The sequence below is a fragment of the Arsukibacterium tuosuense genome, from assembly GCF_900215315.1.
Classification (GTDB): domain Bacteria; phylum Pseudomonadota; class Gammaproteobacteria; order Enterobacterales; family Alteromonadaceae; genus Alishewanella; species Alishewanella tuosuense.
On record NZ_OBEB01000006.1, the window covers coordinates 172271 to 191048 of the forward strand.

Sequence of the window (18778 nt, forward strand, 5' to 3'; positions counted from 1 at the left end):
ACCTGGCTGAGTTGGTTACCTAACTGAGTTGATTAGGTGTTACAAAAAGCGGTTACCTGCTGGCTGATGCCGTTGCTGTCTAACCCCAGTTCTGCATAAATCTCCGGCTGACTGCCATGTTTAATAAACTGGTCTGGCAGGCCAAGGTTTAATACCTTAACCGCATGACCATGCTGCAGGATAAAATCGTTAACGGCTGAACCGGCGCCACCAATCAGCGCGTTGTCTTCTACCGTAACGAGATGGCTGTGCTCAGCGACCAGTTGCTGCAGCAGGGCTTCATCCAGTGGTTTAATAAAGCGCATATCAACCAGGGTGGCATTAAGCTCAGTTGCTACCTGCTGGCACGCGTTTAGCAAAGGACCAAATGCCAGAATTGCTAACTTTGCTCCCTTTTTAACAATTCTGGCTTTACCCAGCGGCAACAACTGCATCTGCTGATCTGCGGCGATGCCTGTGCCGACGCCACGTGGATAGCGAACTGCAGCCGGTCCCGGATGTTGATAGCCGGTATACAGCATTTGCCGGCATTCATTTTCATCGGAAGGAACCATCAGCAGCATATTCGGAATGCAGCGCATAAAACTGATATCAAATGCGCCCTGATGGGTTGGGCCATCCGCGCCAACAATACCGGCCCGGTCAATGGCAAATAATACATCGAGATTTTGCAACGCGACATCATGGATCAGTTGGTCATAGCCACGCTGTAAAAAGCTGGAGTAGATAGCTACGACCGGTTTTAAGCCTTCAATTGCCATACCTGCTGCCAGAGTGACAGCATGTTGCTCGGCGATGGCAACGTCGAAGTAGCGCCTGGGGAAACTTTTAGAAAACTGCACCATATCGGAGCCTTCACGCATGGCCGGTGTAATACCCTGCAGCCGTTCGTCCTGCGCAGCCATATCGCAAAGCCAGTGCCCGAAAACATTTGAAAACGTGGGTTTGCCGGGCTTTTTAACCGGCTGAGTGCTGGCATCAGGGTCAAACTTGGCGACAGCATGGTAGCCAATAGGGTCCGCCTCAGCAGGCGCATAACCTTTACCCTTTTTGGTTACGATGTGCAGTAATTGCGGCCCCTTTAAGTTGCGCATATTACGAATGGTATCAGCCAGGGTTATTACATCATGGCCATCGATTGGACCAATATAGTTAAAACCCAGTTCTTCGAAAAAGGTGCCCGGGGTAACCATGCCTTTAAAGTGTTCTTCGGCGCGGCTGGCAAGCTCATGCAGTGGTGGCACGCCTTGTAGAATCTTTTTCCCACCCTCGCGCAGGCTGGTATAAAAACTGCCAGATAAAATTCTGGCAAAATATTGATTTAATGCACCAACATTTTCTGAAATCGACATTTCATTGTCATTCAGAATAACCAGCATATCAGGGCGTACTTCACCAGCATGGTTCAGCGCTTCAAATGCCATACCAGCAGTGATAGCGCCATCACCAATAACCGCAACCACTTTGCGTTTTGACCTGGCCTGGCTGGCGGCAATGGCCATACCTAGCGCAGCGCTTATTGAGGTACTGGAATGACCAACGGTCAGCGTATCGTATTCGCTTTCTTCCCTGCATGGGAAAGGGTGCAGGCCTTCTTTTTGGCGGATACTGTGCATTTTTTCACGTCGGCCGGTTAAAATCTTGTGTGGATAAGCCTGATGGCCAACATCCCAGATAAGCCGGTCAAAGGGGGTGTTATAGACGTAATGCAGGGCGACAGTCAGTTCAACGGTTCCCAGGCCCGAAGCAAAATGACCACTACTCTGGCTAACGGTTTTTAGTAGAAAACGTCGCAGTTCAGCACTGAGCGCTGGTAATTTATCCTGAGGTAACTTACGCAGTTGCTCAGGCACATCGGCTGTGGCTAACAACGGGAAATCGGTCATATCTAATGCCATCTTCAATGCCTTTATTAAAACTTGCGGGCAATAATGTAATGTGCGAAGGCTTTTAGCTCATCGGTATCATATGCAAGGCTGCTAAGCGCGGCCAATGCGTCCTGATACAATTGCTTTGCTTTTACCTTGGCTTCCTCCAGCCCTAACAGGGCCGGGTAAGTGAGTTTATTTGCCTTGCAATCTGACCCCTGAGGTTTGCCAAGGACAATAGTGTCACTTTCAATATCCAGAATATCGTCCTGCACCTGAAAAGCCAGGCCAAGTGCACTGGCAAAGCTTGTCAACGCATGCAGTGTAGCAGGGCAATCAAGCTCACTGCTGTAATAGGCTAGTTGCACCGCGCACTCGATTAATGCGCCGGTTTTCAAGCGGTGCATCTGCTCCAGTGTCGCTAAATCAGTGCGCTGATTAGTGTGGGCTAAATCTATTGCCTGACCGGCACACATACCAGTAATGCCACTTGCTTTGGCCAGTAATGATATGCGTTTCAGCTTACGCTCTGCACTTAAGTTACCCTCCGCCGTGGCAAGAATGTCAAAAGCCAGGGTTTGCAGGGCATCGCCGGCCAGAATAGCGGTGGCTTCATCGAATGCTTTATGGCAGGTTGGCTTGCCCCGCCGTAAATCATCGTTATCCATAGCGGGTAAATCGTCATGGATCAGCGAGTAACTGTGCAGGCACTCAATGGCGCATGCCGCGCTGTCAAGCTGTGTGAGTGGCACGCCTAACATGCTACCACAGGCATATACAAAAAATGGCCGTATCCGTTTGCCGCCATTTGTCAGGCTATATGCCATCGCCTGATGCAGGCGTTCAGCAGTCTGTGGCAGGGCTGCCATTCGCAGTTCTAATTGTTGCTCAATCCGATGTTGATACAACGTCAGGCTTTCAGGTGCCAAGCTACTCTCCTGGCGGTGGCGTGAAGGTTTGCAGACTTTCCTGCTGTTGTTGCTGCAACAGTAACTGGACTTTCTGCTCGGCGCTTTGCAATTGTTGCTGGCTCTGTTTGACCAGGCTGATACCCCGTTCAAACTGGCTTAATGACGCATCCAACGATAAGTCGCCTTGCTCTAATTGCTGCACTATACCCTCGAGTTCTGCCATAGCCTGCTCAAACTGGCTCAGGTCGGCTTTCTTTTTAGTCATGACGATCCCCAAAAAAACTGTGCGCAACGTTACCTTAGCAGGCTATTATGGTCAATCATAACGAATAAGTGAAAGCCTAAATTACTTCTTTTCTGTAATTCAGTGCTCAATGTTTACGAAGTTTTGTCGATAACCGACTATAAGTTAATATAAAATAATCATTATTGCCGTTTGGGCGTGTGTTAAGGAGTAAACAGTGGATATAGCAACCCTGGTTGGCATGATCGGCGCGATTGGTTTTGTAATAATGGCGATGATTATTGGTAGTAGCGGCGACCCGGCTATGTTTGCTGATTTAGTATCAGTACTGATTGTGGTTGGCGGTTCTATTTTTGTGGTTATTGCCAAATTTACTCTGGGCCAGTTTCTGGGTGCAGGCAAAGTCGCCGTCAAAGCGTTTATGTTTAAAATTGAAGCACCGGAGGAACTGATTGAGAAAGCAGTACAATTAGGTGATTCTGCCCGTAAAGGTGGCTTTTTAGCATTGGAAGAAGCTGAAATACCAAACGCCTTTATGCAAAAGGGCGTCAATATGCTGGTTGATGGCCATGATGCAGATGTGGTTAGAGCAACCTTGCTGAAAGACATCAGCCTGACTGAGAAGCGTCATGAAACAGGTATTGCTATTTTTCGCAGTTTAGGTGATGTCGCACCGGCTATGGGGATGATAGGTACGCTGATTGGTCTGGTGGCGATGTTATCTAATATGGATGATCCCAAGGCAATTGGCCCGGCGATGGCAGTTGCGCTGTTAACAACTTTGTATGGTGCCTTTATTGCGAACGTTATTGCAATACCGCTGGCAGACAAGCTAGCTATTCGCAACCAGCAGGAAAAACAGAATAATCAGTTGATCCTCGATGCGATTCTGGGCATTCAGGACGGCCAGAACCCGAAAGTGATTGAAGGCATTTTACGCAATTACCTGGCTCAGGGTAAACGCGAGGTCGCTGCCGGAGAGCCCGCATGAACGACGAAGAAGAACAGGAATGTAAATGCCCCCCTCCGGGGCTACCGCAGTATATGGGCACCTTTGCTGACTTGATGGCCCTGTTGATGTGCTTCTTCGTGCTGTTACTGGCATTTTCCGAAATGGATGTGTTGAAGTTTAAACAAATTGCCGGCTCAATGAAGTTTGCATTTGGGGTGCAGAACAAAATTGAAGTAGAAGATATCCCGAAAGGCACCAGTGTGATCGCGATGGAGTTCAGGCCCGGCCGGCCCGACCCAACGCCTATTGAAACGCTGCAACAGCAAACCATGGAAATTACCCAACAGGTAATAGAGTTCCAGGCTGGTGAGGAAGACTCTGCCGGTGGCCGGCAAGAACAGCGGGATGATATGACGGGCGGCCAGTCGGCAGCGAATGCCGAGGAAACCGCTGATGCCGAAGCCGCCGCAGCCGACGCAGCAGCTGAGGAAATGCAGCAGCAAACTAATGAGATGGTAAAGAAGCTGGCAGAGCAGCTGGAGCAACAAATTGTTGACGGCGCGATAGAGCTGGAGTCACTGGGGCAGCAAATAATTATCCGGATCCGCGAAAATGGCTCTTTCCCGTCTGGTTCCTCCTTTTTGCAACCGCGGTTTCGGCCGATTATTCAGCAAATTGGTACCTTGCTAAATGAGGTGCCTGGCGAGATAACCGTAAGTGGCCATACCGATGATATTCAGGTGTCAGATGAGCTACATAGTAATAACTGGGAGTTATCTGCCAAACGGGCCGTGTCGGTGGCAACTGAATTGATCCGGGCACCTGAATTTGATCGGCAACGGGTAGTCGTAATGGGTCATGCCGATACAAGGCCCCTGGTTGAAAACGACTCAGAGCTAAATCGCCGGCGCAACCGGCGGGTCGAAATTTCGATAATGCAAGGTAAGCCGAAGGAGTCTGAGCCTATCAGCTTTGAACCCGCGGCTAATTAAGCCCGCTGAGGTTAACCTTACTGAGATAATAACCACGACATCATAATCAGAGCCAGAGCGTAGCACGATGTTAGGTGTTCCTCTGGCTTTGCGCTATAATCCGCGCCACTTTTTAGCGCTGTCACTGTCATGTTTGAATGCTATGCTTGAATTTATTATAAAACTGCACCCTGAAATATCGATTAAGAGTAAGTCGGTCCGTAAACGTCAGACTAAATTACTGGAACGTAACCTTAAAACGATCCTGACCCAGGTTGACCCGGATGTTGTGGTGACTAACTTGTTTGATCATCTCACTGTCAGTTGTGTTAATGACACGCCAGCTATTCGCAGCAAACTGATTGAACGGTTAAGCTGCATCCCGGGTATCGTCACCTTCTCAGAGATGCGTACTGCATCGTTTAACGATTTACACGATATCTATTTGCAAGTGCTGGCGGTGTATCAGTCGCAACTGCCAGGTAAAACGTTTTGTGTGCGGGTAAGACGGCAGGGCAAGCATAGTTTTAGTTCAATCGAAGCCGAGCGCTATATCGGCGGTGGTCTGAATCAGCAGGTTAGCTCAGCGAAAGTCCAGCTAAAGCAACCGGATATTACCATTAAGCTGGAAATTAAGCAGGATAAGTTGTTGCTGTTAAGTGAGAGCTTCCGGGGTATGGGTGGCTTTCCTTTGCCATCACAGTCTGACGTGTTATCGCTTATTTCCGGCGGCTATGATTCTGCTGTGGCCAGTTATCTGATGATCCGCAAAGGTTTGCGCACGCATTATTTATTTTTTAACCTGGGCGGTGCTGCACACGAAGCCGGTGTAAGGGAGATGGCATTTTACCTCTGGCAAAAATACAGCCTGTCGCACCGGGTTAAGTTTGTCAGTGTCGATTTTGCACCAGTGGTCGATAATATTTTGCAGCAGGTTGATAACGGCGTCATGGGCGTTATTCTGAAGCGGATGATGTTGCGTGCCGCGGGCAAAGTAGCACATGATCTGGGTATTAAAGCCGTTGTTACCGGTGAGAGCATTGGTCAGGTCTCCAGCCAGACCATCGCTAACCTGGCGGTAATTGACCGGGTTATTCCGGATTTAGTGCTCCGTCCCCTTATTTATCATGATAAACAGGATATTATTGATATTGCCCGGCAAATTGGCGTGGAAGAACTGGCGAAGAGCATGCCCGAATACTGTGGGGTAATTTCCAAAAAGCCCACTGTGAATGCCGTGCTGACAGAGGTTGAGCAGAACGAAAGTAAGTTAGATATGGCATTGCTGGAACAGGTGGTCAGAGCAGCCAAAGTGCTTGATATCCGCACCATTGATTATCAGGCCGAACAGGAAGCGCATGTCGTCAGCGAACTGGCTGAGTTGGCAGACAACGCGGTAGTTTTAGATATTCGCAGCCCGGAAGAAACCGAACATTCACCGTTTAATGATGTTGGGGTGCCGGTGATTGAGCTGCCCTTTTTCCGGCTGGCCAGTCAGTTTGCAACGCTTGATCCCAGCCGTCACTATTACTGCTATTGCAGCAAAGGGGTAATGAGCAGGTTGCAGGCGGTGCTGTTACACGAGCAGGGCCATAGTAATGTCTCAGTATACCGGCCTGCTAAATAACAGCGGTTAATGCTTTAATCTGCAGTAACATTTGTTGGTTAGCCGGCACAGTAATGTGCAGCTGTGCGGCTTGCTGACAGACATAGCCACAAATAGCGTCAATTTCCGTTTGCCTTCCGGCTTGCACATCCTGCTGCATCGAAGAAAAATTGTTAGCGGTCGCAGTGATGACCTGATACACCTTAGCCAGGCTACTGGCGACATCCATCGGATGGCCTGATGCTGTGGCGACCAGACATACTTCGCGGACCAGCGCCTCAATCTGTGGTTGATAGCGCGGCGCCGCCAGCTGGCCATTCTGGCAATTCTCAATCGCTGACAATGGGTTTATTGCCACATTTATCGCCAGCTTTTGCCAAAGCACCGGGTAAATATCAGCAACCAGGCTCAGCGGTCCCAGTGCGGCAGTCATCGCAGCAACAATATTATCATCGTCACGACTGGCAGCCGTCAGTTTTGCCAGAAAGCTCACGCCTGCACCACTGTGGATAACCTGAGCCGGCGTGGGTTTGTACGCTGCCTGACTAGTTGATAAAAACCATAGTCCTTGTTCAGGTTTTAATTTGTCCAGCAATGGCTGAAACGGAATAATGCCGTTGTGGCTGATAATAAGTTGCGCATTGTCGGCCAGGTAGGGCAGTAATTGTGCCACGGCATTTTCGACATCGTTCGCTTTTACCGGCACGAGCAAATGCCTTACCGGGATATCAGTTTGCTGCGGCAGCAGTAACAATTGTTGATTATGCTGTTTAAGATCAGTAAAGGTCAGCAGGAGTTTTTCAGGTTGGCGAAGCCAGAGCGTCACTGTGTAGCCAGCAAGCTGCAGCCTGGCGCCGGCCAGCAAGCCAATAGCGCCCCGGCCAACTATGGTCCAGCTTAGCGCTGGCTGCGCGGACGGATGTAGTGCCACAAAGCACGTGCCAGATAAAAACTTACCACACCAGCAATGTCTGCCAGCCAGTCCCACCAGTCGCCGCTGCGACGGGTAAAGTAGTGCTGCGCCAGCTCGACTGCGCCACCATATATGCCCAACAACATAAATGCGGGTAGTGGTGCAAGCTTAAAACCTTTCCATAACAAGGCAGTAAGCACTGCAAAAATACCAAAATGGGCCAGTTTGTCGACATGTGCAAAGCCGCCACCGATCCGGTGACCACTTAATTCAGCCAGAAAGCCAGCGGTTGCCAGCATAAAACACAATACACATATCCAACGATAAACTATCTGTGGCACAGCAATCCCCAAATCCCCAGTCAGAAACGACGCTCGGATTGTAGCAGTTTTCTGGTTATAATCACCAGCAGACAGAATGGCTTATGTTAAGGAGATTTAAATGCCCTCATTCGATATCGTGTCAGAAGTAGATCAGCAAGAAGTGCTGAATGCTGTTGAAAATGCTAACCGTGAATTAACCACCCGTTTTGATTTTCGTGGCGTGCAGGCAGATTTCACCCTGAAAGAGAAAGTGATTACCATGAAAGCTGAAGCCGAATTTCAGCTGCAACAAATGCTGGAAATTTTTCTGGCAAAAGCGGTAAAACGCGGCCTGGATGTCCGTTCATTTAAAGAGGGTGATGTCGTGCATTCCGGCAAAACCTACAGTCTGAGTGTCAGCCTGCTACAAGGAATAGAGCAGGATATGGCAAAAAAGCTGGTTAAGTTGATTAAAGATAACAAGCTTAAAGTGCAGGCGGCCATTCAGGGCGATCAAGTGCGGGTAACCGGCAAAAAGCGCGATGACTTACAGGACGCCATGGCGCTGGTGCGAGCTAGTGAGTTAGAACAGGCTTTCCAATTTACTAATTTTCGTGATTAAGCTTACAGATCGGCCTTTTTAGCCGTCTGGATATCTATTGACATTTTCCGCTTCAGCGGTACACTGCACGCGGCCTTCATTAAGGCCGCTTTTTTTCAGGTGCTGCAGCATGCTGCAGTTAAACGGGAATCTGGTACAAGCCAGAGCTGCCCCCGCAACGGTAAACAACTATCAAAGCTTTGAACACCACTGTCAGCTGATGGGAAGGTAAAGCTTTGGCGCAAGCAGGTTGTCAGCCCGGAGACCGGCCTGAAAAGTCCATTAATTAACTAAGATGTGCGGTGGGCACATTGTAGGAGCTTTGATGTTTAAACCTGCTTTTGCAGCCATGCTGGCTGCATCCTGCTGTCCGGCAATTGCCAATATTGTTGCTGCCGGTAGCCCGGACGACACCTCTGTTACAGACAATTCCATTGATGCTAAGACCATAGAGCATATCAGTATCTACGCTAACCGCACTGCTACCTTGCAGCAAGATGTGCTGGCCAGCATTACGGTGCTGGAGCGAGCTGATATTGTGGCGCGCCAGGCCAATGATTTACCAGAGCTACTTGCTCAGCTACCCGGAATTAATTTAAGCCGGGATGGTGGTCGTGGTCAGAACAGCAGTATCTATGTGCGTGGCGGCAATACCGGCCATACCCTGGTGCTGGTTGATGGCGTACGCAGTGGCTCAGCTACCTTAGGGTACAAAGCGTTATCGATGGTACCGCTGGAGTTGATTGAAAGGATTGAAGTTATCCGTGGCCCCCGCGCAGCCTGGTATGGCTCTGATGCCTTAGCCGGTGTTATCGCGATTACCACCCGACGTAGCAGTGCATTAGAATTACATGCCAGTGTTGGTAGTTATGGTCAGGCTGGGGCTGATATCAGCGTCAGTCAGCAACTTGAACAGCTAACTCTGCGGGCCAGCGCGGGTGCCAGTCAGGCAGATGGTTTTAATGCGCAGCCGGCGCAAGACCCAGATAGTGACGGTTATCAGCAACAATATTTGAAAGTTGCCGCTGATTACCGCTCAGATTTCGGGCTGTGGACGGCGCAGGCCGATGTTAATTCGGGATTCAATCAGTTTGATACCAGTTTTGGCAGTGAAGACGAGTCTGATACCCTCAGTCGCGCCTATCTGCTTGGCTGGCAACAACAACTGAACAACTGGCAACATCAGGCTCAGCTTAGTCATAACCTGGACAGCGATACGACGTTTGGTCCTGACTCACGCAGCCCCTTTGTTACTGAGCGGGACGAATTCAGCTATCAGGCTGCATCAGACATCAGTGCCGGCCTGCAGTTTGTTGGTGGGGTAAACTGGTACCAGGAGCAGGTAGCAAAGTCAGCTACGGCATACGAGCAGACCAGCAGAGTTAATCGGGCAATCTTTGCAGGTGTTAATTATCAGCAGAATGCCTTACAGCTCGAAGCGGCAGCCAGACACGATGCGATTAATCAATATGGTGCTGAGACGACCTGGCAACTGGCTGCGGGGTATCAATTAACCAAGCGTTGGCAACTGCGTGCGAGTCGGGGTACAGCCTTTAAAGTGCCGTCGTTTAATCAATTGTACTTTCCGGGCTTTGCTAATCCGGATCTTAAACCAGAGCAATCGGTATCGGATGAAGTCGCGCTAAGCTATCTGGGTAGTGGCTTACAGCTGCAGCTTGCCTGGTTTGACCGCGAGGTGACAAACCTGATTCAGGGGGTGGAGCTGGCTGAGAATGTGGTATTGGCGACAGTTAAGGGTATCGAAGTCAGCCTGTTGCAACATTGGCAGCAATGGTCCAGTAATTTCAGCTACAGTTATCTGGATACCGAAAACCGTAGTAACGGCCTGCAACTGGAGCGCCGGCCAGAAAATACCATTAACTGGCGCGGCAGTTATACCGCAGACAACTGGTCGGCTTTTATTACCGCAGATTATCAGAGTGCCAGCTATCAGGGAGCCGACTGGTTCAGCGGTGATGCCTACCCTGATGCGCCGGCTCATACATTGTGGGGACTTGGACTTAGTTACACCATTTCGCCGCAGCTTTCATTAAGAGCCAGATTGGCAAATGTTACCGATAAAGATTATTACACCAGCCGGGGCTATGCCACCGCAGGTGCCAATTTTCGGCTGTCGGTCAGTTACATTCTGCAATAATCAGAGCCAGGCCTTGATCAGCCTGGCGACGTCGCTGGCGGCGGTCATATGGCAATGATGACCGCCCGTTGTTTGTTCAACCGTCAATTGTTGATACCAGCTTTGTGTGTCAGTCAGCTTTTTAACAAAAGGTCCATCACTGGCTAAAACTGCCAGCACCGGAGCCTGAACTGCCTGGCACAATTCTCTGGCCTGGGGCAGCGTAAGCCGGTGTACTGATTTAAACCGCAAGCGATAGTCGTTGCGCCAGCTGATACCCTGTTGGTCTGCTACTGTGCCACGCTCTGCCAGTAACAGTGCTTCCGGCAAACCAAAGTCACTTTGCATCAGCCTGGCTTTGGCTGCCGCAATCAGGTCCGGGTAGTATGGTTTGCGCTTAGGCGGGGCTTTTAATCGCGAGGTTATTCCCTGGCGCAACTGTTCGCTGCTGCTGGCCTCTGCAGTAACAAAGCCCAGGCTGTCAATCAGTACCAACCGTGCCACCAGTTCAGGAAAGGCTGCCGCCAGCGCGGTTGCTACCATGCCACCCATTGAATGGCCTATGATAGTCAGTTGCTGCCAGCCCTGCTGCTGACACAATGCGACAATATCTTCCACCCAGTCAAAAAAATAATAGTGGGCATCGCTGCTCCGACAGGGCGAATGGCCATGGCCTGGAAAGTCCAGTGCCAGCATAGTTACGCCTGTTAATGCTTTTGCCAGGGGAACAAAGCTGGCAGCGTTATCCTGCCAGCCATGCAGGCATAACACCGGAGGCTGGCCATGATTAAAATCCGGCTGGGTGGCCAGGGCAGCCAACTGCATGCTATTTTTATAACCAGTTAAGCTAAAGTGTAGTGAGTGATCCATAACAGGTTCTTTCAGCGTTAATTATCTGACAGATAAAAACTATTCTTTTCATTACTGGTCATTGTGCCAGTCTGCGGCTGCAATTGACAGGGGAGCTGTTAACAGGCTATACCCTGCTGCACCGCGCGCCATAATACAGGTTTATGCTATGCCTTATACCCACAATACCATCGTTAAGTTACAAAAGAGCAGCCCGGCACAGACCGAGTTTTATCAGGCCGTTGAAGAGGTGCTGGACTCCCTTGCCCCTGTGCTTGATGAAGACAGTCGTTTTTGTAAGCATTCTATTATTGAGCGGATGGTGGAGCCTGAGCGACAAATCATGTTCCGGGTAGCCTGGGTTGATGACAATGGTGACGTCCAGGTAAATAAGGGATACCGGGTTGAGTTTAATTCTGCTCTTGGACCTTATAAAGGTGGTATTCGTTTTCATCCCAGCGTTAACGCCAGCATTATAAAGTTTCTGGGGTTTGAACAGGTTCTGAAAAATGCCCTGACCGGTCTGCCACTGGGCGGCGGTAAAGGCGGTGCCAATTTCGACCCGAAGGGTAAATCTGATGGCGAAATTATGCGTTTTTGTCAGGCTTTTATGAGCGAGTTGTACCGGCATATTGGCCCGACAACTGACGTGCCCGCTGGTGATATTGGGGTGGGGGCCAGGGAAATTGGCTATATGTTTGGCCAGTATAAAAAACTGACTAATCGTTTTGATGGGGTACTTACCGGAAAAGATTTATTATGGGGTGGTTCATTGGTCCGCAAGGAAGCCACCGGCTATGGCTGTGTGTATTTTGCTGAGCATATGCTTGAAGGTAACAATGATTCGTTGGAAGGAAAGGAGTGCCTGGTATCCGGCTCTGGCAATGTGGCGATTTATACCATTGAAAAGTTACTGGAGCTGGGTGCTAAGCCGGTAACCTGTTCTGATTCCAGCGGTACCATTTATCAGAAGAGCGGCATCGATGTTAAAAGTTTAAAGCAGGTAAAAGAAGTCGAGCAGGGCAGACTGAGTGACTATGCGAAGCGTCACCCTGACGCTGAGTATATCAGCCGTGATAGTTACCCTGATGATGGGCATGCTGTATGGCGTGTTGCCGGGCAGTTAGCGTTCCCCTGTGCTACTCAGAACGAATTAACCTCGGCAGATGCTAAAGCGCTGTTGGACAATGGCTGTATAGCGGTTTGTGAAGGTGCCAATATGCCTTGTACTGCTGACGCTGCCGATGTGTTGCTTAAAGCAAAAATTGCATATGCGCCGGGCAAAGCCGCTAACGCCGGGGGCGTGGCAACCAGCCAGCTGGAAATGGCTCAGAACGCCAGCATGCAGCGCTGGACGTTTCAGGAAGTTGATCACAAGCTGAAAGATATTATGCAAGGCATATATCAGCGTACCCGGGATACCGCGGCGGAACTCGAGCAACCGACTAATTTTATTCTGGGTGCAAATGTAGCTGGTTTTCGACGGGTGGCCGATGCCATGATTCAGCAAGGTGTGGTGTAACAGGCCAAACACTGCTGGTTAGCTTAACGTTGCTCAGCGGTCTGGTGACAAATATTCGTTGTCATAAAAGGTTCTGAGCCAGTGAGGGCGATAAACGCTCATCAGGGTAATAGCCATGCCGTTTAACAATGCTTCGGCAAACCAGATAAGTAAGGCCAGTTGCAGATAATTTTGATAAACACTATTCCAGCTGTAAAGGCCTTGCCAGTAAAACCAGAGTGCAGTCAGCAACATCTTGAAAGTAATGGTGAGGGCAGCGTTGGCAAAACAGGCAACAAAAATATAGATGAATAAGTGTCGCGGTAAATACTGATAAGACATCACAAAAATCAGATAGCTGAATAATGCCGGTAACAAAACCGTTAGCAGAGCCATGCTACCGGCCTCTGCCAGACTTACTTTACCGACGGCAACGAGCACAGCCACGGCAAGGGTTCCAATCAACCAGGCAATACGCAAACCGTGGCATAGCACCAACGTTGTAACCCCAAGCAGATGTAGCTCGAGGCCGGGTTTAATGCCGGCCTGAGCTAACCATAGCAGGGCAATAATCAGTATTGAGCTAAACCACAGATGCTGATAACCGCTTTCAGTTTTTAACTTAGTAATGCCATCACGCGGAAAAAACCGCACTAAAACTAAAAGCCAAAGCAGCCAGGCTGCACCTTGCCAGAATGTCATCGGCTTCTCCGCTTTAACACCTGTTTACAACAGTATACCTGGCTTGTTGCTTTGGATCAGCCGGTAGATTATTTAACCAGGGTGGTTGCGGTTTCCAGATAGCGTTTGGCTTGCTGTTTAACTTTGGTAAAATCCATATTCTCAGAACCGAGGTGTACCTCCTCAAGGACCTCTTTCAAGCCAGTGGTTTCGAGGTGAATTTTCTCCAATGCATTTTCCAGGGTATAGGTAAGTTGATGAATTTCTACCATGGCTTCCGGGGTAAGTTCGCCTTGCATCAGTTGCTGTAATTTCTGGTTGTTGGAACGGAATAATTCAACTGCTTCGGCTAAGGTAGCCGCTTTCTGGCCTTTAAAGTGGTCAGGTCGTTGCTCATCCGCTGCGCTGCTGAGCGCGAAAGTTGCCAGTAAAAAAGTGGTGACGAGGGTAGTAGCCGTTTTCATAAAACCTCTTAATGCAGATGATAATAGTTATCAGTTACAGTATCACAGCTTGGCAGAGTTGCAATAACATTTTAGCCCGGCATTTAAGGTTTTTGCCGCACAACTTATACCCGGCAGCAGTTATTTAGCTTGCAGATAGTCGATCAGCGCCAGATAAGCATCCAGGCTGTTAATATCGGCATTAGGGGTAATTAAGTAGCGACCATTTACCACCAATGCCGGCACGCCATTGATATCGTTGTTTTGCATTTCGCTGGCACTGCGGCGCATTTTATCAACCACCTGCTCGCTGTTTTCAGCAATCTCAAAAAACCGTGTTTGATCGACCTGATGGGTGGTTAAAAATTGTTGTAAATCTACCGGGCTCAGCTGACGTTTCTCCTCATAAAGCTTAAACAGCGGGTCGGTTAAGTGCTCCAGCCCCATTTGTTGTAAGCTATAAAAAATCCGGGCGTCGGTTTGCCAATGCGGCACGGCAGCAGCATGTTTGCGCACCAGGCTAAGCTCAGGCCTGCGCAGCATAATAGCTTCCAATACCGGTTCAAATTGCTGACAATGCTGGCAACCAAACCAGAAATATTGCACCAGATAAGGCGGCTTGGTGTTTTCAGCGTCGATATTGTCAACCAGCTTATAATGGATGTCCTGTTCAAAATGCAATGGCGCCGGCTTGGTTTGTTGTGCGTCAGCAGCTTGCGTGCTGGTGTTGTCCGGTTTGGTTGGCTCTGAGCACGCTGCAAGCAACCAACTTACGCTGGCAATAATCAGTAATTTAACGACATTAATTGAAGAGGCGTTAGCTGTCATAGAAGTCTGTTGTATTATGAATAAAGTGGCGTTATAACAACAGGGCCGCTGATACTTGTCAACTGCACAAATTTAAGTGCAATGCTATCAGGGTTAAAATAAGTAACCGCTAAACAGAGGATTTAACATGGCATTGGTTAGTCGGTGGCTGGTTTTTGTTGGGTTGTTACTGACTGCAAGCGAGTGTAAGGCCCAAGATGTCGGTCATGTCCAGGTAGTCACTGAGCTTTCCCCCCCGCACCAGACTATGGTAGCCGGCCAGATTGGCGGCTATAGCACCCAATTGGTTAAAGCGATATTGCAGCAGGCTGGTGTTAGCGCCAGTATCGAGATGTACCCCTGGGCCCGCGCTTATAAGATGGCGTTACAACAACCTGATACTCTGATTTACAACATGGCGCGAACGGCACAGCGCGAGCAGTTATTTCAATGGATAGGGCCGGTAGCCTCTTACCGGCTTGGTTTTGTAAAACTGGCTCATCGGCAGGATATTCAGTTAAAAGCTCTGGCCGATGCCCGGCGATACAGCATTGCAGTGCAACGCCATGATGTTGCGGAAAATTTTTTAAAGAAAAATGGTTTTGGTCAGCCGGGTCAGCTAGTGCTGGCTGCAGATATTTCAGAGTCCTGGCAGTTGTTATTGCATGGCAAGGTAGATTTAATTATTGATGATCCGATGGCACTGACCGCTATGGCCGGCCACTTCAACGTTGAACCAGAGTATGTGGAGTTTGCTTTTGCTATTGCGCCGCTGCAGCAGCAAACTTATCTGGCGGCCAACAAGGCGATGTCAGCCCAACTGATTGACGCCTTGCAACAGGCGCATAAACAGGTTGCAGAGAGTGCTCTGTATCAGCAAGTAATGCGCTCAGCATTTGATGAGATAATGCCAACCAAACAATAGCCTGAAAAAAATCAGGCCGCGTTTGCGGCCTGATTAGTAAGCGACTAAACAAACTGCTTAAATTTTCTTATATTTTATCCGGTGTGGTTCCAGTGCTGCGGCGCCATATGTGGCTTTGAGCCAGGCTTCGTAGTCTGAGTAGTTTCCTTCAAAGAAATTAACCTGACCTTCATCCCGGTAATCCAGAATATGAGTGGCTATCCGGTCCAGAAACCAGCGGTCATGCGAGATAACCATGGCACAGCCGGGGAAGTCGAGCAGGGCGTTTTCAAGCGCCCGCAGTGTTTCCACATCTAAGTCGTTGGTCGGTTCATCCAGTAACAACATATTGCCACCGGCTTTTAACAACGCGGCTAAATGCACCCGGTTACGCTCACCACCCGACAACTCGCCAATAAACTTCTGCTGGTCGTTACCTTTGAAGTTAAAACGGCCGACATAAGCCCGGCTGGGGATCTGAAAATTGCCAATTTGCAGCATATCCTGGCCGTTAGAGATCTCCTGCCATACCGTATTTTTCGGGTCCATGCTGTCGCGGAACTGATCGACACTGGCCACCTGCACCGTGTCACCAATTTCAATGCTGCCGCTGTCAGGCTGTTCGCTGCCGGTAATCATTTTAAACAGGGTGGATTTACCGGCGCCGTTCGGGCCAATAATACCGACAATGGCCCCTTTAGGTACACTGAAGCTCAAATCGTTAATCAGCAGGCGATCGGCAAAGGATTTACGCAGATGATTAACTTCCAGCACCTTGTCACCAAGACGAGGTCCCGGTGGAATAAACAGCTCGTTGGTTTCATTACGTTTCTGAAATTCCTGGCTTTGTAATTCTTCAAAGCGGGCCATCCTGGCTTTACTTTTAGCATGGCGGCCTTTGGGGTTAGTGCGTACCCACTCCAGTTCCTGTTTGATAGACCGCTGCCGGGCATTTTCGGTTTTCTCTTCCTGTTGTAAGCGAGCGTCTTTTTGTTCCAGCCAGGATGAGTAGTTGCCTTCCCACGGAATACCATAGCCGCGGTCCAGCTCTAAAATCCAGCCTGCTACGTTGTCCAGGAAATAGCGGTCATGGGTAATGGCGACCACGGTACCGGGGTAATCGTGCAGGAAGCGCTCTAACCAGGCAACAGACTCTGCATCAAGGTGGTTGGTCGGCTCATCCAGCAATAACATATCCGGCCTTTCCAGTAACAGCCTGCATATTGCTACCCGACGCCGCTCACCTCCGGACAAATGGCCGATATTGGCATCCCAGGGCGGCAAGCGCAGCGCATCTGCTGCCCGTTCCAGCGTGTTTTCCAGGTTATGACCATCTTTTGCCTGAATAAGTGCTTCCAGTTCGCCTTGCTCACGGGCCAGCGCATCAAAGTCCGCGTTCTCTTCTGCGTAAGCGGCATATACCTGATCCAGCCGGCCAAAAGCGTCTTTAACATCAGAAACGGCTTCTTCAACAATTTCCCGTACTGTTTTGCTGGTATCCAGCACCGGTTCCTGCGGCAGATAGCCAATTTTTGTGCCGGCTAGCGGCCGCGCTTCACCTTCAAACTCGTTATCAACCCCGGCCATAATACGCAGCAGGGTTGATTTACCAGCACCGTTTAAACCCAGTACGCCAATTTTGGCGCCGGGGAAAAACGACAGTGAGATATCTTTTAAAATGGTTTTTTTCGGCGGGACAACTTTTGACACCCGATGCATGGAATAAATATATTGCGCCATAGTGCTCTTGCTACCAGTTATTAAGGATGACGCAAATTGTACGTCATTTTCAGGCATCAGGGAAAGCCACAGGCCGGCGCAACGATAATGATGGCTTTTTACCCGCTAAATCTGTTCTAATAGCAGTCATTATTAGCCACTGAAATGCAGGTACGTTATGGCCGAGTTTGAACACGATCCGAGTTATCAGAAATTTGTTGAAGAAGCCAAAACCAATGGCGTTGTCTGGACCTTAGCCGATGGCGAGGATTTACTGGTGGTTGAGTCTGTCGAATTTGAAGAGACAGACGTCATGCCATTCTGGTCGAACAAAGCTGATGCTCAGGCGCACTGTTCAGATGAATGGGCAGCTTATAAGCCAGAAGCGATCCCGCTTGATGTGTTTTGCGATGGTTGGTTAAAAGAAATGTATGATGATGGTGTATTAATTGGCACCAACTGGGATGAGTCGTTAAACGGTCCGGAAGTTGAGCCTCGCGAGTTGCTTGAATCGCTGGCGCGTGTTCAGTAGTTTTACCGGCAAAACCGGCACTGCAGGAAATTTCATATAAAGTTGAGTTAATTACTAAACTAATGGTTTTGTTGTGCCGTAAAAGTATCACATTACCCTTAGTTGGATTTAAAGTATGTTGTCAGAAGAAGCCATCTTAGTGCGCAGCGCACTTGAAGCACAGGGTCTGGAGACCCCAATGCTGGACAATGGCCTGTCCAGAGATGAAAAATATCAGAAAATCTCGCAGTTAATGACAGAGGTTGTCAGTACGCTTGGCCTGGATTTAACCGATGACAGTTTAAGTGAAACACCACATCGCATTGCTAAAATGTATGTTGATGAAATTTTTGGTGGCCTTAATTATCAGCATTTTCCGAAAATCGCCCTGATTGAAAATAAAATGCAGGTCCGGGAAATGGTAAAAGTGAAAGACATCAGCTTTACCAGCACCTGCGAACATCACTTCGTAACCATTGACGGCAGTGCCACTGTGGCCTATATCCCGCAGGGCAGAATTATTGGCTTATCGAAAATAAACCGGATTGTCCGCTTTTTTGCCCAGCGCCCGCAGGTGCAGGAAAGGCTGACTCAGCAGATTTTACTGGCACTGCAAACATTACTGCAAACAAAAGACGTAGCGGTAACGATGGAAGCGGTGCATTACTGTGTAAAATCGCGTGGGGTAATGGATATGAACTCGAAAACCCAGACCACAGCGCTTGGCGGTATTTTTAAAGATGATGGCCGGACCCGGGCTGAGTTTTTAGCCCGCTACTAGCCGTGGCCCGCAGCAAGCAATGGGAAAACGCCCGCAACAACAGAAAGGTGCCTTGGCACCTATTTTATTGACCAGAC

General features: G+C 49.3%; 19 protein-coding genes and 1 riboswitch. Of the genes, 9 read left to right on the forward strand and 10 right to left on the reverse strand.

Annotation, left to right across the window (positions count from 1 at the left end; translation table 11 throughout):
• Positions 1–32 precede the first annotated feature (32 nt).
• Genes dxs through CRO03_RS13365 form a run of 3 tightly spaced genes read right to left on the reverse strand, consistent with a single transcriptional unit; the run spans position 33 to position 3044 of the window.
• A complete protein-coding gene (dxs, locus tag CRO03_RS13355) occupies positions 33–1898 on the reverse strand; it encodes a 1-deoxy-D-xylulose-5-phosphate synthase (RefSeq protein WP_097112128.1) in 1866 nt (621 codons plus the stop codon).
• Positions 1899–1912: 14 nt separating this feature from the next.
• Positions 1913–2797: a (2E,6E)-farnesyl diphosphate synthase gene (gene ispA / locus CRO03_RS13360; protein ID WP_097112129.1), complete on the reverse strand. Its 885-nt coding sequence runs from the start codon at positions 2795–2797 to the stop codon at positions 1913–1915.
• 1 nt (position 2798) lies between these two features.
• A complete protein-coding gene (locus CRO03_RS13365) occupies positions 2799–3044 on the reverse strand; it encodes an exodeoxyribonuclease VII small subunit (RefSeq protein ID WP_097112130.1) in 246 nt (81 codons plus the stop codon).
• Between the two features lie 196 nt (positions 3045–3240).
• Here CRO03_RS13365 and pomA point away from each other — a divergent pair, with 196 nt between their 5' ends.
• The 3 genes from pomA to thiI all read left to right on the forward strand — a co-directional run bounded on the left by pomA (position 3241) and on the right by thiI (position 6573).
• Entirely contained in the window at positions 3241–4014 is a 774-nt protein-coding gene (gene pomA, locus CRO03_RS13370; RefSeq protein WP_097112131.1) for a flagellar motor protein PomA, read from the forward strand.
• On the forward strand, positions 4011–4967 hold the full coding sequence (locus tag CRO03_RS13375; RefSeq protein ID WP_097112132.1) for a flagellar motor protein MotB: 957 nt from the start codon (positions 4011–4013) through the stop codon (positions 4965–4967). Before pomA ends, CRO03_RS13375 begins: the two co-directional genes overlap by 4 nt.
• 142 nt (positions 4968–5109) lie before the next feature.
• Positions 5110–6573, forward strand: coding sequence for a tRNA uracil 4-sulfurtransferase ThiI (gene thiI, locus CRO03_RS13380; RefSeq protein ID WP_097112284.1), 1464 nt, complete (start codon positions 5110–5112; stop codon positions 6571–6573).
• Here thiI and CRO03_RS13385 read toward each other — a convergent pair.
• Positions 6566–7483: a ketopantoate reductase family protein gene (locus CRO03_RS13385; protein ID WP_097112133.1), complete on the reverse strand. Its 918-nt coding sequence runs from the start codon at positions 7481–7483 to the stop codon at positions 6566–6568. The two genes, thiI and CRO03_RS13385, sit on opposite strands and share 8 nt — an antisense overlap.
• Positions 7450–7806 (reverse strand): VanZ family protein, encoded by a 357-nt coding sequence (locus CRO03_RS13390; protein ID WP_097112285.1) that lies wholly within the window; start codon positions 7804–7806, stop codon positions 7450–7452. The genes CRO03_RS13385 and CRO03_RS13390 overlap by 34 nt, the downstream gene beginning before the upstream one ends.
• A 100-nt stretch (positions 7807–7906) precedes the next feature.
• On the opposite strand from CRO03_RS13390, the gene CRO03_RS13395 reads away from it, so the two are divergent.
• On the forward strand, positions 7907–8389 hold the full coding sequence (locus CRO03_RS13395) for a YajQ family cyclic di-GMP-binding protein (protein ID WP_097112134.1): 483 nt from the start codon (positions 7907–7909) through the stop codon (positions 8387–8389).
• 80 nt (positions 8390–8469) lie between these two features.
• A riboswitch (cobalamin riboswitch) is annotated at positions 8470–8656 on the forward strand.
• Between the two features lie 37 nt (positions 8657–8693).
• Positions 8694–10526, forward strand: a complete 1833-nt coding sequence (locus CRO03_RS13400; protein ID WP_097112135.1) for a TonB-dependent receptor domain-containing protein — start codon at positions 8694–8696, stop codon at positions 10524–10526.
• On the opposite strand, the gene CRO03_RS13405 is transcribed toward CRO03_RS13400, so the two are convergent.
• Entirely contained in the window at positions 10527–11375 is an 849-nt protein-coding gene (locus tag CRO03_RS13405) for an alpha/beta fold hydrolase (protein ID WP_097112136.1), read from the reverse strand. It lies immediately after the preceding gene.
• 148 nt (positions 11376–11523) lie between these two features.
• Between CRO03_RS13405 and gdhA the strand changes: the two genes are divergently transcribed.
• Positions 11524–12876 carry an NADP-specific glutamate dehydrogenase gene (gdhA, locus tag CRO03_RS13410; RefSeq protein WP_097112137.1) on the forward strand — a complete coding sequence of 451 codons (1353 nt, stop codon included), beginning with the start codon at positions 11524–11526 and terminating at the stop codon, positions 12874–12876.
• 33 nt (positions 12877–12909) lie between these two features.
• Here gdhA and CRO03_RS13415 read toward each other — a convergent pair whose 3' ends face one another.
• From CRO03_RS13415 to CRO03_RS13425, 3 genes are all read right to left on the reverse strand, one after another.
• The gene (locus CRO03_RS13415; RefSeq protein ID WP_097112138.1) at positions 12910–13557 is read right to left on the reverse strand and encodes an energy-coupling factor ABC transporter permease; all 648 of its coding nucleotides are present in this window, start codon (positions 13555–13557) and stop codon (positions 12910–12912) included.
• A gap of 68 nt (positions 13558–13625) precedes the next feature.
• Positions 13626–14000 carry a DUF6746 family protein gene (locus CRO03_RS13420; RefSeq protein WP_097112139.1) on the reverse strand — a complete coding sequence of 125 codons (375 nt, stop codon included), beginning with the start codon at positions 13998–14000 and terminating at the stop codon, positions 13626–13628.
• Positions 14001–14120: 120 nt separating this feature from the next.
• A complete protein-coding gene (locus tag CRO03_RS13425; protein ID WP_097112140.1) occupies positions 14121–14807 on the reverse strand; it encodes a DsbA family protein in 687 nt (228 codons plus the stop codon).
• Positions 14808–14934: 127 nt separating this feature from the next.
• Between CRO03_RS13425 and CRO03_RS13430 the strand changes: the two genes are divergently transcribed.
• A complete protein-coding gene (locus CRO03_RS13430) occupies positions 14935–15711 on the forward strand; it encodes a substrate-binding periplasmic protein (RefSeq protein WP_097112141.1) in 777 nt (258 codons plus the stop codon).
• Between the two features lie 57 nt (positions 15712–15768).
• On the opposite strand, the gene ettA is transcribed toward CRO03_RS13430, so the two are convergent.
• The gene (ettA, locus tag CRO03_RS13435; RefSeq protein ID WP_097112142.1) at positions 15769–17430 is read right to left on the reverse strand and encodes an energy-dependent translational throttle protein EttA; all 1662 of its coding nucleotides are present in this window, start codon (positions 17428–17430) and stop codon (positions 15769–15771) included.
• A gap of 157 nt (positions 17431–17587) precedes the next feature.
• On the opposite strand from ettA, the gene CRO03_RS13440 reads away from it, so the two are divergent.
• Entirely contained in the window at positions 17588–17941 is a 354-nt protein-coding gene (locus CRO03_RS13440; RefSeq protein ID WP_097112143.1) for a DUF2750 domain-containing protein, read from the forward strand.
• Positions 17942–18056: 115 nt separating this feature from the next.
• Complete coding sequence (folE, locus tag CRO03_RS13445) at positions 18057–18701, forward strand: GTP cyclohydrolase I FolE (RefSeq protein WP_097112144.1); 645 nt, start codon at positions 18057–18059, stop codon at positions 18699–18701.
• Positions 18702–18778: the final 77 nt, after the last annotated feature.

Coding starts and splice junctions, on each gene's coding strand:
- dxs (WP_097112128.1), bottom strand. CDS start 1,898: ATGGCATTAGATATGACCGATTTCCCGTTGTTAGCCACAGCCGATGTG.
- CRO03_RS13365 (WP_097112130.1), bottom strand. CDS start 3,044: ATGACTAAAAAGAAAGCCGACCTGAGCCAGTTTGAGCAGGCTATGGCA.
- CRO03_RS13375 (WP_097112132.1), top strand. CDS start 4,011: ATGAACGACGAAGAAGAACAGGAATGTAAATGCCCCCCTCCGGGGCTA.
- thiI (WP_097112284.1), top strand. CDS start 5,110: ATGCTTGAATTTATTATAAAACTGCACCCTGAAATATCGATTAAGAGT.
- CRO03_RS13395 (WP_097112134.1), top strand. CDS start 7,907: ATGCCCTCATTCGATATCGTGTCAGAAGTAGATCAGCAAGAAGTGCTG.
- CRO03_RS13400 (WP_097112135.1), top strand. CDS start 8,694: ATGTTTAAACCTGCTTTTGCAGCCATGCTGGCTGCATCCTGCTGTCCG.
- CRO03_RS13405 (WP_097112136.1), bottom strand. CDS start 11,375: ATGGATCACTCACTACACTTTAGCTTAACTGGTTATAAAAATAGCATG.
- gdhA (WP_097112137.1), top strand. CDS start 11,524: ATGCCTTATACCCACAATACCATCGTTAAGTTACAAAAGAGCAGCCCG.
- CRO03_RS13415 (WP_097112138.1), bottom strand. CDS start 13,557: ATGACATTCTGGCAAGGTGCAGCCTGGCTGCTTTGGCTTTTAGTTTTA.
- CRO03_RS13420 (WP_097112139.1), bottom strand. CDS start 14,000: ATGAAAACGGCTACTACCCTCGTCACCACTTTTTTACTGGCAACTTTC.
- CRO03_RS13425 (WP_097112140.1), bottom strand. CDS start 14,807: ATGACAGCTAACGCCTCTTCAATTAATGTCGTTAAATTACTGATTATT.
- CRO03_RS13430 (WP_097112141.1), top strand. CDS start 14,935: ATGGCATTGGTTAGTCGGTGGCTGGTTTTTGTTGGGTTGTTACTGACT.
- ettA (WP_097112142.1), bottom strand. CDS start 17,430: ATGGCGCAATATATTTATTCCATGCATCGGGTGTCAAAAGTTGTCCCG.
- CRO03_RS13440 (WP_097112143.1), top strand. CDS start 17,588: ATGGCCGAGTTTGAACACGATCCGAGTTATCAGAAATTTGTTGAAGAA.
- folE (WP_097112144.1), top strand. CDS start 18,057: ATGTTGTCAGAAGAAGCCATCTTAGTGCGCAGCGCACTTGAAGCACAG.